This window comes from Massilia forsythiae (genome assembly GCF_012849555.1).
Classification (GTDB): domain Bacteria; phylum Pseudomonadota; class Gammaproteobacteria; order Burkholderiales; family Burkholderiaceae_D; genus Telluria; species Telluria forsythiae.
The window spans coordinates 5915744-5931561 of the sequence record NZ_CP051685.1; the positions used below are offsets into that span (position 1 = coordinate 5915744).

At 58.3% G+C, this 15818-nt stretch carries 14 protein-coding genes, 1 tRNA gene and 1 pseudogene; 6 read left to right on the forward strand and 10 right to left on the reverse strand.

Annotated features, from left to right (window positions below; genetic code table 11):
* Nucleotides 1-33 precede the first annotated feature (33 nt).
* Nucleotides 34-303: a Flp family type IVb pilin gene (locus HH212_RS24820; protein WP_170204914.1), complete on the reverse strand. Its 270-nt coding sequence runs from the start codon at nucleotides 301-303 to the stop codon at nucleotides 34-36.
* Between the two features lie 87 nt (nucleotides 304-390).
* Nucleotides 391-672 carry a Flp family type IVb pilin gene (locus HH212_RS24825; protein ID WP_370663894.1) on the reverse strand — a complete coding sequence of 94 codons (282 nt, stop codon included), beginning with the start codon at nucleotides 670-672 and terminating at the stop codon, nucleotides 391-393.
* Nucleotides 673-1350: 678 nt separating this feature from the next.
* Here HH212_RS24825 and HH212_RS24830 point away from each other — a divergent pair.
* Nucleotides 1351-1807: pseudogene (locus HH212_RS24830) on the forward strand (transposase); the annotation flags it as partial.
* Nucleotides 1808-1855: 48 nt separating this feature from the next.
* On the opposite strand, the gene HH212_RS24835 reads toward HH212_RS24830, so the two are convergent.
* Nucleotides 1856-3105 (reverse strand): IS3 family transposase gene (locus HH212_RS24835; RefSeq protein ID WP_229217358.1). Its coding sequence is split into 2 segments (ribosomal slippage): nucleotides 1856-2820 and nucleotides 2820-3105, totalling 1251 coding nucleotides; the frame shifts between segments, so codons are not numbered across the junction.
* 377 nt (nucleotides 3106-3482) lie between these two features.
* Between HH212_RS24835 and HH212_RS24840 the strand changes: the two genes are divergently transcribed.
* On the forward strand, nucleotides 3483-4445 hold the full coding sequence (locus HH212_RS24840; protein WP_170204915.1) for a helix-turn-helix transcriptional regulator: 963 nt from the start codon (nucleotides 3483-3485) through the stop codon (nucleotides 4443-4445).
* 228 nt (nucleotides 4446-4673) lie between these two features.
* Nucleotides 4674-5591, forward strand: coding sequence for a hypothetical protein (locus HH212_RS24845; RefSeq protein ID WP_170204916.1), 918 nt, complete (start codon nucleotides 4674-4676; stop codon nucleotides 5589-5591).
* A gap of 236 nt (nucleotides 5592-5827) precedes the next feature.
* Here the strand turns inward: HH212_RS24845 and HH212_RS24850 are convergent, their stop codons facing one another.
* The 7 genes from HH212_RS24850 to cysS form a co-directional block, all read right to left on the reverse strand.
* Entirely contained in the window at nucleotides 5828-7048 is a 1221-nt protein-coding gene (locus HH212_RS24850; RefSeq protein WP_170204917.1) for a tyrosine-type recombinase/integrase, read from the reverse strand.
* 221 nt (nucleotides 7049-7269) lie between these two features.
* Nucleotides 7270-7362, reverse strand: a tRNA-Ser gene (locus HH212_RS24855).
* 97 nt (nucleotides 7363-7459) lie between these two features.
* Nucleotides 7460-8707, reverse strand: coding sequence for an aspartate kinase (locus HH212_RS24860; RefSeq protein ID WP_170204918.1), 1248 nt, complete (start codon nucleotides 8705-8707; stop codon nucleotides 7460-7462).
* Nucleotides 8708-8846: 139 nt separating this feature from the next.
* Nucleotides 8847-10256, reverse strand: a complete 1410-nt coding sequence (tilS, locus tag HH212_RS24865) for a tRNA lysidine(34) synthetase TilS (RefSeq protein ID WP_502572568.1) — start codon at nucleotides 10254-10256, stop codon at nucleotides 8847-8849.
* Nucleotides 10257-10361: 105 nt separating this feature from the next.
* Nucleotides 10362-11339, reverse strand: coding sequence for an acetyl-CoA carboxylase carboxyltransferase subunit alpha (locus HH212_RS24870; protein WP_170204919.1), 978 nt, complete (start codon nucleotides 11337-11339; stop codon nucleotides 10362-10364).
* 117 nt (nucleotides 11340-11456) lie between these two features.
* Nucleotides 11457-12128 (reverse strand): DNA-3-methyladenine glycosylase family protein, encoded by a 672-nt coding sequence (locus HH212_RS24875; protein ID WP_170204920.1) that lies wholly within the window; start codon nucleotides 12126-12128, stop codon nucleotides 11457-11459.
* Between the two features lie 19 nt (nucleotides 12129-12147).
* Entirely contained in the window at nucleotides 12148-13548 is a 1401-nt protein-coding gene (cysS, locus tag HH212_RS24880) for a cysteine--tRNA ligase (RefSeq protein WP_170204921.1), read from the reverse strand.
* Between the two features lie 250 nt (nucleotides 13549-13798).
* On the opposite strand from cysS, the gene HH212_RS24885 reads away from it, so the two are divergent.
* The 3 genes from HH212_RS24885 (at nucleotide 13799) to HH212_RS24895 (ending at nucleotide 15795) form a co-directional block, all read left to right on the forward strand.
* A complete protein-coding gene (locus tag HH212_RS24885; protein WP_170204922.1) occupies nucleotides 13799-14422 on the forward strand; it encodes a peptidylprolyl isomerase in 624 nt (207 codons plus the stop codon).
* Nucleotides 14423-14457: 35 nt separating this feature from the next.
* The gene (locus HH212_RS24890; RefSeq protein ID WP_170204923.1) at nucleotides 14458-14952 is read left to right on the forward strand and encodes a peptidylprolyl isomerase; all 495 of its coding nucleotides are present in this window, start codon (nucleotides 14458-14460) and stop codon (nucleotides 14950-14952) included.
* A 78-nt stretch (nucleotides 14953-15030) separates the two neighbouring features.
* Complete coding sequence (locus HH212_RS24895; protein ID WP_170204924.1) at nucleotides 15031-15795, forward strand: UDP-2,3-diacylglucosamine diphosphatase; 765 nt, start codon at nucleotides 15031-15033, stop codon at nucleotides 15793-15795.
* The last annotated feature ends 23 nt before the right edge of the window (nucleotides 15796-15818 follow it).

Below are 15818 nucleotides of genomic sequence, written 5' to 3' on the forward strand. Positions count from 1 at the left end.
TTATGCTCATCATTACACAAGACCTCGCAATGCTTAATTCTGATCGTTGTCTTTATTATATTCGCCAAGCCCTTTCGTGGTATTTCCGCGTGTAGCAGCAGAGGTTGCCGAAGTACCAGCAGCCTGGATCTGGGTAGAGGAGTCGGAACCTGCCATTTCCTTCGACAAGCCAGCGGTTTGGTTACGTACCGTTTTACCAAACATACTGTAGACACCGATCGCTGCAACCGCAATCAACGCGACGATAATGACGTACTCCATCATCCCTTGGCCACGCTGCCTCATTTTACCGACAAATTTCATATTGACCTCCATATAAGAAAAAAAATCGACTACTTACCACCATATCCGGCATGAATCGACATTAAAATCAACTCAATCCGAAATATTCTAATTGTGCTGGTCATTGGCGTAATTGTATTGGCCCATACCGGTTTTCTTGGGATCGTTCGCACGGCCTGCAGCAGCGTTGGCTGCCTCTGTAGCGGCTTCAGTACTAGCCTTTTTTCCTGACACTTCTTGTGCCATGCCGGCAGTTTGCACACGTACCGTTTTTCCGAAAGCTGAATAGATCCCGATAGCAGCAACGGCAATGAGGGCCACGATGATCACATACTCCATCATCCCTTGTCCCCTTTGACGACGAACGCGATGCCACATCATGTCAGTCATTCTGCTCCCCTAGCAATCATTTTGGCGTTATTTTTCGGGCTCAAGTTTCATGTTCGAGGCCAACTTGGTTTGGCTGGATAGTATCGTAAATATTCAAAATTTTATCGATTCAGAATATTGTTTTTCTCTATCGATTAATCACATTGCATTGCTTACATTCATATGTTCGCTAGCAATACAGTTGAATTGTAAGAATTGAACGTTCATTCTATTTTTTAAAAGAATTTTTATTTCCATAAAGAATCATAAATAATCTACTATTTATGCGTTGTGCATAAAATAAAATTTTAGAATTTTTAGTTAAGATTTTTCCTAAGCAATTCTTACATATCGTTTATGTCTATCAGATAGTTTTTTGGCTCATAATTTTTTCTTTAAACTTTCTAAATAAATGATTCTTTCCTAAAATTAAGGGTTCAATGATTTATTAAATAATTCAAATATTTTATTTCACATTTGACTTTTGATTGAACATTTGAAATATTACTTGTAGAATAGAATCTAATTCTCTAATGCAATATATTTCTGTATATTTTTAATTGTTAAAAATACATCTCCTGTTGTATTCGTGGATGTCACTTCCTACAGAGGCTGTCGACGAGCGATTACACTGAGTTACTTTGTTGTAAAAATCGGCTTGTGCTGTGGTAGAGCACAAGTGCGCCTTAAATTGAAGGCATGAGTGCAACAGCAAAACTGACGTATCGAACGACCAACTGGAAAGACTACAACGCAACGCTAAAGCAGGCGGATGCCTGCTCATTTGGTTGGACAAGAACATGTATAGACATGGCAGTCCCAGCGGCAAGCATGTCTTCAATCCGAAATTCAGCGAGGCAGCAATCCAGTTCTGCCTGACGATCAAGGGATTGTTCAACCCGGCGCTGCGCCAGGCAACGGGTATGACGCAAAGCCTGCTCAAGCTCGCTGGCCTGGACTGGCAGATGCCAGATCTCAGGCGGTCAGCCGACGCCAGAAGCATCTTTCGGTGACGATCACAACACAGCCCACTCCAACGGGATTGCACCGCTTGGTCGACAGCATGGGCATCAAGATGCTAGGCAAACACGAGTGGAAGACCAAAAAACATGACGCCGACTATCGTAGCCAGTGGCGTAAGGTACACCTTGGCATTGGCACAGTCTAAAGTGGACCCATCAGTCAAGACACTCAGCCGGCTAGTTTAAGCTGTGTCCGTTTCCACTTCAGCAGCTGCCCGGCGCTGCCCCGTACTGCCGATTTTTTCTTGCTCTAGGCCCGCGTCGCCGAACCTGTCGACGATCAGCGCACCGCCTCCGACACCGGCGCGGTAGACATGATCCGGCGTCTCATATCTCAACGCCTGATGCGGTCGCTCGGCGTTGTAGAACACAAAGTACTGCGCCAGGCCGACTGTTAGTTCGGGCATGTTGGCATAACCCTTCAGGTACACGTCTTCGTACTTCACGTTGCGCCACAAGCGCTCGACGAAGATGTTGTCCAGCGCCCGCCCGCGTCCGTCCATGCTGATCGCCACACCTTCGCGCTTGAGCACGCCGGTAAAGGCGTCGCTGGTGAACTGCGCGCCCTGGTCGCTGTTGAATACATCCGGCCTGCCGTGGTGGCGCAGCGCATCTTCCAGGCAGTCCACGCAGAACGACGCGTCCATGCTGTTGCTGATGCGCCAGGCCAGTACCCGGCGCGAGTACCAGTCGATGATCGCCACCAGGTAGGCAAAGCCACGCGCCAGGCGGATATAGGTCAGATCCGTACTCCACACCTGGTTCGGTCGCGTGACTGCTACCCCGCGCAACAGGTATGGATAGACCTTGTGCTGCGGATGCGGCTTGCTCGTCGCCGGCCCCGGCGCCATGCCCGCCAGACCCATTTCCCGCATCAAGCGCTGCACGCGCTTGCGATTGACCTGGTGCCCTCGACCTCGCAGGAACACCGCCATGCGCCGGCTACCGTAGAACGGCCGGCCGGTGTATTCCTCGTCGATCAGGGCGCGCAATCGGTCGTCTTCCTCGTTCATGCATGCCTGGCGTGTTACCGCTTCCAGCCGCCGATACACCGTCGAACGCGGCACGCCGGCCAGTTCGCACTGCATGGTCAGCGGCATCGCGTCTTCCCGCGCAATCCACCGTGCCCGCTCGGCAGGACTCATTCCCCAAGCTTTTTTTTGAGCCAATCCACCTGCATCTTCAACTTGCCGATCTCGCTGTACAGCTTGTCCTCGGGACTGCTTTCGTCCACCGGCTTCGGCCCGCGCTTGACGTCGAACAGCGCGCCGGCGTTCTCCAGAATCTCCTTCTTCCACTGCGTCACCAACTGCGGATGCACGTCGTGCTCCTGCGCGATCTCGTTGATCGTCTTCACCCCGCGCACCGCTTCCAGCCCGAGCTTGCCCTTGAACTCGGCACTGTGCACCCTGCGTTTTTTACCTTCACTCATTCGCTGTCATCCTTTCGCGGACGACAGCTTAAACCACTGTCTCAAATTCGGGGTCCACTATAGTCATACTAGAAACCCGGGCCATTAAAGTGACCGATAGTGCCACCGGCAATGCACGAGTATTGTTATACTTGCAGGACTAGACTCTCGTTAGACGAACCGTCGCGAGGGTCATCGGCGACGTCGCCTACGACACCCAAGGCTGCCATGGAGCGATTAGCCAACCTGGAGCACAAGCGGTTATCCCACTCGTAAGAACGCCAAGACATATTCCTTGATTGGTCCAAATATCAAACGAGTCCGGAAGTAACAAAAATACAACGACTTCAACTGAGCTGGTGCTAAACTAGCGCACAGTCGATACTGAAGATCGCGCCATGGATAGCTACAGCAGCTTATTGCTCAATATTTATCAGGCAGCTAGGAATCTGACCCCAGACGAGTTCAACGTAGCAATTATGGCAATGTTACGGACGAAGCTGGACTTCGACGCTGCGCGACTACTGGGTGCGGACATAAGCAATGGCGAAGTAGTAGTCCAAAGCAGCATCATGTACAACATCCCGACTAACAATGCTTTAGACTGGGAAAGCATCCAGCGACGGGACTTAGTATTGCCATATGCACTCGCCAATCTCGGTATACCCGTCTCGTTTCATTGCCCTACCCTGTTCGCTGAACGCCAGCATGCAATCATGCGTGACTACGTTCAACGGTACGAACATCGAAATGGCCTTGTAATGGTACTAGCCAGTCCAGAAAACCCGCTGGTAGATGGCCTATCGTTGTACCGTGCGGATGCCGATGCACATTTTGGCGCCCGCGAACAACATCTTATGGTCGACCTGATGCCACATGTGCAGGAAGCCTTGAAGCTGAATCGCCAACTAGCTGTAGCGACAATGCCTGCGGACGAACGCAATGTACTACTCATCGCACAGCTGGATGGTCTAATCCACTATTCAACACCTGAAGGCCGCCACTTGATGTTATCTGAATGGCCTGACTGGCGCCCGGCGTGCCTACCTGTTTTTTTACTTGAAGATCTGCGCAGGCTTGGTTCAACAGAATACCGTGGCCAGCGGATCGTTATTCGCTGCCAGCGCCGCAATGCTCTGCTGTTCCTGCACGTAACAGCTCATTCGCCGCGAACGCGTCTGTCACCACGCGAACTGCAAGTAGCGCGTCTGTATGGTAGGGGATTAGCAGCGAAAGCGGTGGCAAAGGAGTTAAGCATTTCTCAGGCAACAGCGCGCAACACACTACAAAAAATATATCAGAAATTGAACGTGCACGATAAGGCCGAACTGGCCCAACTCCTTGTTCAGCACGGCATATAAAGGTGTAGATGCAAACTGTAGAACACTTAGACCATTCAAACCAAAAACAAGGGTCCTTGCTTTAAAGATATATTTCATTCTAAAAACTACAGGAATTTAGGCTGCATACTGATCAAACATGATGCATTTGCATCATAGGCAATGTTGGGGAGGAGTGCGATACTGTTCTACCGCCATGAAAAATTGCGGCCATGTTAGGTATATATACTTTTATTCCTGGAGAAAATAATGCCTTGCGAAGACCTAATTCAGTTCGATATCGAATCCGTGACAACAAACATTGTCAACGAATACTCGATGCTGCAATTTATCAATCAGCAGAATTACGATGAGATAAAGAGAAAATATAGCGTAAATTTTCCCGAATATTTTTCTGGCAACTATGATGATTTTAAGCTGGCACGCAATGAATTGACGAGACTGTTTATCGCCGCGGGTTATTCGAGTCAGCAAGGTAGCTCGTATCGCCGTACGTTGTCGGCCTCTAGCGCTGAAGCCTATGGACGCTGCCTCGCAGAGAATTCACATAAGCCTCTTTCCGCATGGGTTAGCAAAAGCACCGATAACAAAATCGCCATCAATGTACGTAATGGCCTGAATGAAGACATCGACATCCAGGTCGTTGGCGCTACGCCATTAAATCCAATTAATCTTCTACACAGCGCCGGCACCCAGATGTTTATGTTTGACTACGACGCCAGTAATGATTTCATGGTTGGCTTCAATGGCATCAGCCGACATAACAAAACCACTGATACAGCGTTGATCCAACTGGATAAGGTTAGGCACTTCGAAGTTCGAACGACTCGAAAGGAGCTGACAGCAACCTTTACTTGCGGTGCGGGTTGCCATGGTAATCGGGAAGGTTGCCGTATCTGGACGGATGCTGTGTTCATTGCAGACCAAGACTACTATCTGCTTTACGAAACACGTAAGGTAGTGCGTACCGAAGTAATAGGAGGTCCTGGCCTAATGAATTATGAGCTCCAATGGATCACTGATCCGGACGCAGGTAAAAAGCCACGACGCTACATCGCCCATCCATGTAACATGAATGGAAACAGTGTTGACACACAGGGAATCATCTTAGGAACTTGCTCTATTATCGCCGAGAGACAATATATCGTCGAGGTCGCTCCGACTTAAAATTGCATACACCGGCGGCATTCAGATAATACCCTCAAGGTATCGAAGATCATTGTCTGAGATGAATCGCGATTGGGACTAGTTTAGTCCCAAAAGCACTTTCTTAATATAAAAACTAAGCCATGCGGAAGCAGATAAAAAACAGTCATGACTCGGTTGCTTGTGATCTTCGTTCAATCTGCAAAAAAGAGAAATTGACGCTCTCCTTGTCAAATCTACTTGAAAATCTATTTTTTCTACAAGCTGTCTATGTAGTCCGCCCAATCCTGCATCATTACTTTACGCTCATCAATGAATTCAGCACGATCATAGGCTCGAGCAATTTTATCCTTTTGAACATGAGCGAGTTGCCTATCAACTACCTCGTGACGATAGCCCAGCTTCTCTTTAATTGTACTCATGGCGAGTGCCCTAAATCCATGTCCTGACATGTCTCCTTTATAACCCATCCTTTCGATCGCCTTCAAAAACGCATTGTTGCTCATTGGACGATTGCGGTCCCGAATGTTAGGAAAAAGATAGGAGCCTCCCCCTGTCAATGCTCTCAACTCGGCCAAAAGGGTAACTGCCTGTCGTGACAGCGGAACAAAGTGGTCCTTCTTTATCGGGTTAAGTCTACGCTTGCCGAGCTTCATCCTGCACCATGGAATAGTCCAATCAGGGCACCCTTCTTGTATCTCGCTCCAAGGCGTCTCAATAAGCTCACTGGTGCGAACAAACACCAACATCAACAGCTTCAAGCCAATGCGCGTCAGGGGCTGCATGCACGCCTCATTGTTGCGCAATGATTCGAGAAACCTTGGCAATTCATCACTCGATATTGCAGGAAAATTACTAGGCGATACGACTTGCAGGACGTCTTTCATGTCCGCAATGGGGTTCCTCGTCGCTGCTCCTGTCTGAATCGCGTAGCTGAAGATCTGCGCACAAACGGCCTTGTTTCGTTTGGCTATCTCATGAGCACCACGGGACTCGATCTTGCGAAAGACATCGATGAGGTCGCGATGTGTTACCTCATCCACGGGAAATCTGCCCAAGTTCGGAAAGATATCCAGTTCCAGCCTGTGCAGTACGTTCTGGGCATATGCCGGAGACCAGCCTTTCAACTTGAGTTCGTGCCATTCAGTTGCGATCTTGCGGAACGTGTATTCGCTAGTCTTCAGGTTCGCACGTTTTGTCAGCTCGCGCTCCTGAATTGGGTCCTTACCGTCGAGAAGCTGCCGCCGCGCCTCGGTGCGTTTGTCTCTAGCATCGGCCAGACTGACTTCAGGGTATGGCCCAAACGTAATGGTCGTCTCCTTGCCGTTCGCCTGGTTGTACCGGAAGCGCCAGAACTTGGCGCCAGATGGTTGGATCTCGAGATACAAACCATGGCCATCAAAAAGCTTTACAAGCTTGGCACCAGGCTTGGCGCGCTTGACCTGGATGTCGCTGAGCGGCTTGGCTAACTTGGGCATACAACCTCCTGTCGACTCTCTACAGACATAGGGGGTATATGCGGGCTCGGCTGGGTTTAAGGGTAAACATTGCAGGAGGGTCTACCGTATACCCTCACACATACCCTATAAATCCTGGACTCAGCTGGACACAAGCGGACGCTACAATACAAAAAACCCCCGGGCCTCAGTATGAGATCCGGGGGTTTTCGCTGTTTGCTAGAGGTCAGCAAACATTGTTCTGGCGGAGACGGTGGGATTCGAACCCACGATACAGGTATAAGCCGTATGCATCCTTAGCAGGGATGTGCCTTCGGCCACTCGGCCACGTCTCCAATCAGCTTGACGGTGTTGCTCGTTGTCGCTGAGTGCAGGCATATTAATGGCCACGCCCCATTTCGTCAAGGAAGCGGGGCCATTTTCTGGAAAAACTCAGGCTTTTTCCAGGTTGAACGCCTTGTGCAGCGCGCGTGTCGCCAGCTCCATGTACTTCTCGTCGATCAGCACCGAGATCTTGATCTCGGACGTCGAGATCATCATGATGTTGATGCCCTCTTCCGCCAGCGTGCGGAACATCTGCGAGGCGACGCCGACGTGGCTGCGCATGCCCACGCCCACGGCCGACACCTTCGATACCTTGGCATCGCCCAGCAGGCGCGCGAAGCCCAGTTCGGCCTGGTTGGCTTCCAGCACGCCGACGGCGCGCTGGTAGTCGCCGCGCGACACGGTGAAGGTGAAATCGGTTTTACCGTCGACCGACACATTCTGTATGATCATGTCGACCTCGATGTTGGCGTCCGATACCGGGCCGAGGATGTGGTAGGCGACACCCGGCTTGTCCGGCACGCCCAGGACGGTGATTTTGGCTTCATCGCGCTGGAAGGCGATGCCGGAGATGACGGCTTGTTCCATATTGCTTTCTTCCTCAAACGAGATCAGGGTGCCCGAGCTGGCTTCTTCTTCGAGCGACATCAGGGGGTCGGTCAGCGACGACAGCACGCGCGTCGGCACGCGGTAGTTGCCGGCGAATTCGACCGAGCGGGTCTGCAGCACCTTGGAGCCGAGCGAGGCCAGTTCCAGCATTTCCTCGAAGGTGATCTTGGACAAGCGGCGCGCCTCGTCGACCACGCGCGGGTCGGTGGTGTAGATGCCGTCGACGTCGGTATAGATCAGGCATTCGTCGGCCTTCAGCGCGGCCGCGATGGCGACCGCCGAGGTGTCCGAACCGCCGCGGCCCAGCGTCGAGATGTTGCCGTCCTCGTCCACGCCCTGGAAGCCGGTGATGATGACGATCTTGCCGGCGTCCAGGTCGGCGCGCACGCGGGTGTCGTCGATCGACTGGATGCGCGCCTTGGTGAAGGCCGAGTCGGTCTTGATGCCGACCTGCCAGCCGGTGTACGAGACCGCGTCCTTGCCGCGCGCCAGCAGCGCCATGGCCAGCAGGCCGACCGACACCTGCTCGCCGGTCGAGGCGATCATGTCCAGTTCGCGGGGGTCCGGCTGCGGCATGATTTCCTTGGCCAGGCCGATCAGGCGGTTGGTTTCTCCCGACATCGCCGAGGGCACGACGACGACCCGGTGGCCGGCGTCGTGCCATTTGGCGACGCGTGCCGCGACGTTCTTGATGCGTTCCGTCGAGCCCATCGACGTTCCGCCATATTTGTGGACTATAAAGGCCATGACTGTGGAAATTTCCGCTTGTAAAAAGTCAATAGAGCCTTTTACTGTACATGCTGCGCTGCAGAATCACAAGACGTGAGGGTGCCAAAACCATACGGAATTGGAATAAGGACATGCGGGAAAGGTATTACGCCGAAGCTTATTCGGTGTCCACGGACTTGGCGTCGCTTTGCCAGCGCAAGGATAGTCGTTCGCCAGTGGCACCCAAATGGCGGCAATCCATGCCCAGGCCGGCCGCGTACAACAGTTCCTTGCCAGCGGCGACGATCGGCAGCCGGGCGCGCTCCCACACCGGCACGCTGCCGGCCTGGAAGTGCGCCTTCAGGCTGCGGCTGGGACGGTTGGGCGCCAGCTTCAGGCGCTCGCCGCCCTTGCGGAAGTCGATCGTCAGCGGCTGGGCACGCAGCCAGGCGGCGTCGAAGCCGGGCGCATCGGCGACGGCGGCATCGAAATGCAATATTCCGCCGTAGTCGGGAAACGGCAGCGACGCCTCGCCCTGCCAGCGGAACGCCTGCGCATGCTGTTCGATGACGCCTTCGTCGTCGGGGTCGCGCAGGCCGGCCAGCTCGGGCAATTTCGGCACCAGGTACAGGCGGTCGCGGTGCCGGCGCACGTCGCACGCGGGATGGCTGACCAGCGGCTGGGCATCGCCGCGCGCCGACAACAGCTGCGCCACCATCTGTTCCAGCCAGGCGGCCGACGGCATCGCCAGGCGCCGCAGCGAGAACCAGTGGCGCAGCAGGTTGTTCACGCGCTCCAGGCTCAGGCCGCGCAGGTAGCCGATGTCGACCGCGTCGCCCTCCAGGCAGGCCGCCAGGTCCTGCGCCGCCAGTTCGTCCAGCAGGCGCTGCGCCGCTTGCGCGTGGCGGCTGCTGCGCGCGATGCGCTCCTGGAAGCCGGGGAAGGCGGCGGCCAGCGCCGGCATCACGGTATGGCGCAGCGCGTTGCGGGCGTAGCGCGGGTCGCTGTTCGATTCGTCCTCGATCCAGGCGATGCCCTGCTCCGCTGCAAACGTCTCCAGGTCGGCGCGCGCCGCCGCCAGCAGCGGACGCGCCATCACCAGGTCGCCGTCGCCCAGCAGCGTGGCGGCGCGGTTGGCGCCATCCATGCCGGACAGGCCGGCCGGGCCGGATCCGCGCAGCAGTTGCAGCAGCACGGTCTCGGCCTGGTCGTCGAGGTGGTGGGCGGTCAGCAGCAGGCCGGCGCCGTGGATGCGGCACATGGCGCCCAGCGCCGCATAGCGCAGCTTGCGCGCCGCCGCCTCGACGCCGCTCTTGCCCTTGGCGACGACGACCTCGCGCGCGTCGAACGGCACGCCGAGCGCGGCGCAGGCGCTGGCGCAGTGGTCGCGCCAGGCGTCGGCGTTCGGGCTGAGCCCATGGTGGACGTGGAAGGCATGCAGCGCCAGTCCGCGCTCGCGCGCGTGGGCGTGCGCCAGGTGCAGCAGCACCATGGAATCGAGGCCGCCGCTGAGCGCGACCGCGATGGCCGGCGCGCCGGAATGCGCACTACAGGGCGCCGCCAGCAGCGGGGCTAGCAGCGGGGCCAGCGCGTCGGCGAAGATCGTGGGGAGGGAGGCCGCGGAACCGCCGCGGCCGGCCGGGTGGCTACCTTGGGTCAATCTAGTGCTCGATCGATGATTCTGGCGCGGCGCTTATTCTTCGCGCGGCAGGGTTTCCTTGAATTTGCCATAGGCCATCAGCTTGGCGTGACGGGCATCCAGCAAGTCCTTGGTCTTCATGCCCTGGAACTGGCGCAGGGTATCGGCCAGCGCGCGCTTGAGCATGGTCGCCATCTGGGCCGGATCGCGGTGCGCACCGCCCAGCGGTTCGGAGACGATCTTGTCGACCAGGCCGATCGCCTTCAGGCGGTGCGCGGTCAGGCCGAGGGCGTCGGCGGCGTCGGCGGCGCGCTCCGACGTCTTCCACAGGATCGAGGCGCAGCCTTCCGGCGAGATCACCGAGTAGGTCGCGTACTGCAGCATCAGCACGGCGTCGCCGACCGCGATCGCCAGCGCGCCGCCGGAGCCGCCCTCGCCGATGATGGTGGCGATCAGCGGCACCTTCAGTTCGGCCATCACGTACAGGTTGTGGCCGATCGCTTCCGACTGGCCGCGCTCTTCGGCGTCGATGCCGGGAAAGGCGCCCGGGGTGTCGACGAAGGTGAAGATCGGCAGGTTGAATTTCTCGGCCAGCTTCATCAGGCGCATCGCCTTGCGGTAGCCTTCCGGTTTCGGCATGCCGAAGTTGCGCATGGCGCGCTCCTTGGTGTCGCGGCCCTTCTGGTGGCCGATCACCATGCACGACTGGCCGTTGAAGCGCGCCAGGCCGCCGATGATCGACTGGTCGTCGGCGAAGGTGCGGTCGCCGTGCAGCTCATGGAAGTCGGTGAAGATCGCGTTCACGTAATCCATCGTGTACGGGCGCTGCGGATGGCGCGCGATCTGCGAAACCTGCCACGGCGTCAGCTTGGCATAGATGTCTTTCGTCAGTTGCTGGCTCTTCTTGGCCAGGCGGTCGATTTCTTCCGAGATGTCGACGGCCGAATCGTCCTGCACGAAGCGCAGTTCTTCGATCTTGGAATCGAGCTCGGCGATCGGCTGCTCGAAACTGAGGAAAGTGGTTTTGCTCATTCTACCTCCGGGTATTTTTCAGGCCGCGGAAGATCGTCCGCGCGGCGGTTCGGGCGCCTTGAAAAACCGCTGCCGGAAGGCGGCCGGTTTTCCGAAGGTCCCGCAAAGGGCGCTATTCTACAACGGGTTCGGGTCGAGACTACGCCACAAGTACCATGTGGCAACTGTCCGCCAGGGCTCCCAATTGGCGGCGACTTCGCGCGCATCGCTGCGCGAGACCGGCTCGCCCGAGAAATAATTCTGGCTGATGCCCTGGATCAAGCCCGGGTCGTCGAGCGGCAGCACGTTCGGCCTGAGCAGATTAAATATCAAAAACATCTCCGCTGTCCAGCGGGTGATGCCGCGGATGCGGACCAGTTCCGCGATCACCGCTTCGTCATCCATCTGCGACCACAGATCGGCATGCACGCGGCGCGCCTTGAAGTGGTCGGCCAGGTCGAGGATGTATTCGGTCTTGCGCTTGGACAGGCCACAGGCCGCCAGCGGCCCGGCGCCGGCTTTGATGACTTGCGCCGGCGTCATCTTCGGACACAGCTCGCGCAGCTTGGTCCATGCCAGCTCGGCCGCCTTGACCGTCACCTGCTGGCCGACGATCGAGCGCGCCAGCGTGGTGAACGGGTCCGGGTGGCCGCGCAGGTGCATGTCGCCGAACTGCGGGATCAGCTTGTTCATGATGCGGTCGCGCCGCATGAGCTCGGCCTTCGCCTCCGCCCAGTAGGACGGGACGCCGGGCAGCGCAGTCAGTGCAGTGTCGGCGGCCGGGCCCGCGAGATCCTTGGAGAGTGCCATGCGGTCGTTCGCTCTGGCCTCAAGCACGGCGCCAGTTGGTCGTGCCGTCCGGCTTGTCTTCCAGCACCACGCCGGCCGCCGTCAGCGCGGCGCGGATGGCGTCGGCCCCGGCGAAGTCGCGCGCCTTCTTGGCGGCGGCGCGGCGGGCGATGGCGTCCAGGATCGCGGCCTCGTCCAGTCCGCCTTCCTGGGCCGGGCTGCCGGCCTGCAAAAAGGCGTGCGGATCGCGTTCCAGCAGGCCCAGCACGCCGGCCAGCGCCTTCAACTGGCGCGCGTCGGCCACCGACTTGCTGCGGTTGACCTCGCTCGCCAGCGCGAACAGCTCGGCCACCGCCAGCGGCGTGTTGAAGTCGTCGTCCATGGCGTCGCGCAGGCGCTGGGCGTGCGGCTCGTCCCAGGTCACCGCCACCGGCTCGCTGCCCAGGTCGATGCCGGCCAGCGCCGTGTACAGGCGCGTCAGTGCGCCCTTGGCGTCGTCGATGTGGGCATCGGAATAGTTGAGCGGGCTGCGGTAGTGGGTGCGCACGATGAAGAAGCGCACCACCTCGGCGTCGTACTTCTGCAGCACCTCGCGGATAGTGAAGAAATTGCCCAGCGACTTCGACATCTTCTCGTTGTCCACGCGCACGAAGCCGTTGTGGATCCAGTAGTTCACCATCGGCTTGCCGAAGGCGCCCTCGGACTGGGCGATCTCGTTCTCGTGGTGCGGGAACTGCAAGTCGGCGCCGCCGCCGTGGATGTCGAAATGCTCGCCCAGCAGCGCGCACGACATGGCCGAGCATTCGATGTGCCAGCCCGGGCGGCCGCTGCCCCACTTCGAATCCCATTTCGCTTCCGCCGGCTCGGATGCCTTGGCCGATTTCCACAGCACGAAGTCGAGCGGGTCGCGCTTGCCGCCGTTGACGTCGACGCGCTCGCCGGCGCGCAGATCGTCCAGCGACTTGCCGGACAGCTTGCCATAGCCGGGAAAATTGCGCACCGCGTAGTTCACGTCGCCATCGTCGCTGCGGTAGGCCAGGTCCTTGCTCTCCAGCTTGTCGATGATCGACAGCATCTGCGGCACGTAGTCGGTGGCGCGCGGCGCGTGGTCCGGCGGCAGGATGCCGAGCGCGGCGGCGTCCTCGTCCATCGCCTGGATGAAGCGCGATGTCAGCTGGTGGATGGTCTCGCCGTTCTCGACCGCGCGGCGGATGATCTTGTCCTCGATGTCGGTGATGTTGCGCACGTACGTGACCTGGTAGCCCGACGCCTTGAGCCAACGATAGATGACGTCGAACGCCATCATCATCCGCGCATGGCCGACGTGGCAGTAGTCGTACACCGTCATGCCGCAGCAGTACATGTTGACCTTGCCGGGCTGGATGGGAACGAATACCTGCTTGTCACGCGCCAGCGTGTTGTAAATCTTTAGTTGGCTCATCGGATGGTTGGCTTGAAGGTTGAAGCACGACGCCGGTCCGGCGCCTCCCGCGGAACGTTCTTGGGGGTGCGCCGCCTGCCGGGTCTTGAAGACCTTGGAAGCTGGTTTGATAAAATCGGCAGTCCGTCGCGCAGTATAGCATTGATAAAATATGGCCTGGCCGCATATGGCTCAGGTTTATTTTTTCGCAAAACCCTTGACAGCGCTTTGCGCTTTGTCCACCCGCTTTGTCCACTAGAGGAAGCCACGCATGCACATCCCGACGCCCTCCCTGTTCACCCGCCTCGGCAAGACCGCCGCGGCCGTCCTCGCCGCCGTCCTCGCCGCCGGCCTGCTGGCGGCCGGCGCCGTCCACGCCGCCGAGCCGCAAGTTTCGCTGAAGACCACGATGGGCGAGATCGTGCTGGAACTCGACCCGGAAAAGGCGCCCAAGACGGTCGACAACTTCCTGCAATACGTGAAATCCGGCTTCTACAAGGGCACCATCATCCACCGCGTGGAAGACGGCTTCGTGATCCAGGGCGGCGGCATGGACGCCAAGCTGCAGGGCCGCGCCACCCGCAAGCCGATCAAGAACGAATCGGACAACGGCCTGTCGAACGCCGCGTACACCGTGTCGATGGCGCGCGAGGCGCATCCGGACTCGGCCACCTCGCAATTCTTCATCAACCTCGGCGACAACGCCGGCCTCGATTATCCGAACATGAATGGCTCCGGCTACGCGGTGTTCGGCAAGGTGGTCAAGGGCCGCGAGGTGGTCGACAAGATCAAGGGCGTGGTGGTGGACGACGTACGCGGCGTGAAGAACGTACCGGTCACGCCGATCGTCATCCAGTCCGCGACGCTCCTGAAGGGCGACAAGGCGGTAAAATAGCGAACTCTTAACACAACCCGCGACAGGACATCATTATGACCACCGTACTCATGACCACCAACAAAGGCAACATCAAGGTCGAGCTGGACGACGCCAAGGCGCCGAAGACCGTTGCCAACTTTATCGACTACGTGAACCAGGGTCACTTCAGCAACACGATCTTCCACCGCGTGATCAAGGACTTCATGATCCAGGGCGGCGGCTTCGAGCCGGGCATGAAGCAGAAGGACACGGACAAGACCGTCGAGAACGAAGCCAAGAACGGCCTCAAGAACGACAAGTACACGATCGCGATGGCGCGCACCATGGCCCCGCACTCGGCGTCGGCCCAGTTCTTCATCAACACCAAGAACAACGATTTCCTGAACTACCCGGGCCAGGACGGCTGGGGCTACGCCGTGTTCGGCAAGGTCGTCGAAGGCCAGGACGTGGTCGACCAGATCAACGCCGTCAAGACCAGCCGTTCGGGCATGCACTCGGACGTGCCGGCCGATCCGGTGATCATCGAGAAGGCCGAAGTCGTCCAGTAATTCCGTCATCCCGGGCTTGCCGCGGTAACCGTGGCAAGCCCTCTTCCAGCACGTGGGCAGTCCACCGCATTCCATCCCATGACCAGTCCCGCGCGCACGCTCGCATTCTTCATTTCCGACCTGCACCTGCAGGAATCGCATCCGCGCACGGCCGAGGCCTTTTTCCGCTTCCTGGCCGAACGCGCAGTCCATGCCGAGGCGCTGTACCTGCTCGGCGACGTCTTCGAATACTGGGCCGGCGACGACGACCTCGATACACCCCTGCACCGGCGCATCGCCGCCGCCCTGCGCACGCTGGGCGAGCGCGGCGTGGCCGTCTACTGGATGGCCGGCAACCGCGACTTCCTGGTCGGCCCCGGCTTCGCCGAGGCGGCCGGCCTGACCCTGTTGCCGGATCCGCACGTGGCCGTCATCAAAGGGCAACGCGTGCTGCTGGCGCACGGCGACGCCCAATGCACCGGCGACGAACGCTACATGGCCTTCCGCGCCCAGGTGCGCGATCCGGCCTGGCAGCGCCAGTTCCTGGCCATGCCGCTGGCGCAGCGCAAGGCGATCATCGCCGGCCTGCGCGAAGGCAGCCGCGCGGCGCACACGGAAAAGTCGGTCGAGACGATGGACGTCACCCCGGACGCCATCGCCGCGCTGCACGACAACGCCGGCGCCGACGTGATCATCCACGGCCATACGCACCGCCCCGCCCTGCACCTGGATGCGGCGACCGGACGCCGCCGCTACGTGCTGCCCGACTGGGAACTGGACGCCGAGCCGGCGCGTGGCGGCTGGATCGCGATCGATGCGAACGGCCGCATCACCCGCCACGCGCTGGACGGCGCCGCGCTCTGACCCTGCCCCGCCTTCCCTCTCCA

Excerpts from the sequence above, each read along its gene's own strand:
- HH212_RS24820 (WP_170204914.1), bottom strand. The coding sequence starts at position 303 with ATGAAATTTGTCGGTAAAATGAGGCAGCGTGGCCAAGGGATGATGGAG.
- HH212_RS24825 (WP_370663894.1), bottom strand. The coding sequence starts at position 672 with ATGACTGACATGATGTGGCATCGCGTTCGTCGTCAAAGGGGACAAGGG.
- HH212_RS24840 (WP_170204915.1), top strand. The coding sequence starts at position 3,483 with ATGGATAGCTACAGCAGCTTATTGCTCAATATTTATCAGGCAGCTAGG.
- HH212_RS24845 (WP_170204916.1), top strand. The coding sequence starts at position 4,674 with ATGCCTTGCGAAGACCTAATTCAGTTCGATATCGAATCCGTGACAACA.
- HH212_RS24850 (WP_170204917.1), bottom strand. The coding sequence starts at position 7,048 with ATGCCCAAGTTAGCCAAGCCGCTCAGCGACATCCAGGTCAAGCGCGCC.
- HH212_RS24860 (WP_170204918.1), bottom strand. The coding sequence starts at position 8,707 with ATGGCCTTTATAGTCCACAAATATGGCGGAACGTCGATGGGCTCGACG.
- HH212_RS24870 (WP_170204919.1), bottom strand. The coding sequence starts at position 11,339 with ATGAGCAAAACCACTTTCCTCAGTTTCGAGCAGCCGATCGCCGAGCTC.
- HH212_RS24875 (WP_170204920.1), bottom strand. The coding sequence starts at position 12,128 with ATGGCACTCTCCAAGGATCTCGCGGGCCCGGCCGCCGACACTGCACTG.
- cysS (WP_170204921.1), bottom strand. The coding sequence starts at position 13,548 with ATGAGCCAACTAAAGATTTACAACACGCTGGCGCGTGACAAGCAGGTA.
- HH212_RS24885 (WP_170204922.1), top strand. The coding sequence starts at position 13,799 with ATGCACATCCCGACGCCCTCCCTGTTCACCCGCCTCGGCAAGACCGCC.
- HH212_RS24890 (WP_170204923.1), top strand. The coding sequence starts at position 14,458 with ATGACCACCGTACTCATGACCACCAACAAAGGCAACATCAAGGTCGAG.
- HH212_RS24895 (WP_170204924.1), top strand. The coding sequence starts at position 15,031 with ATGACCAGTCCCGCGCGCACGCTCGCATTCTTCATTTCCGACCTGCAC.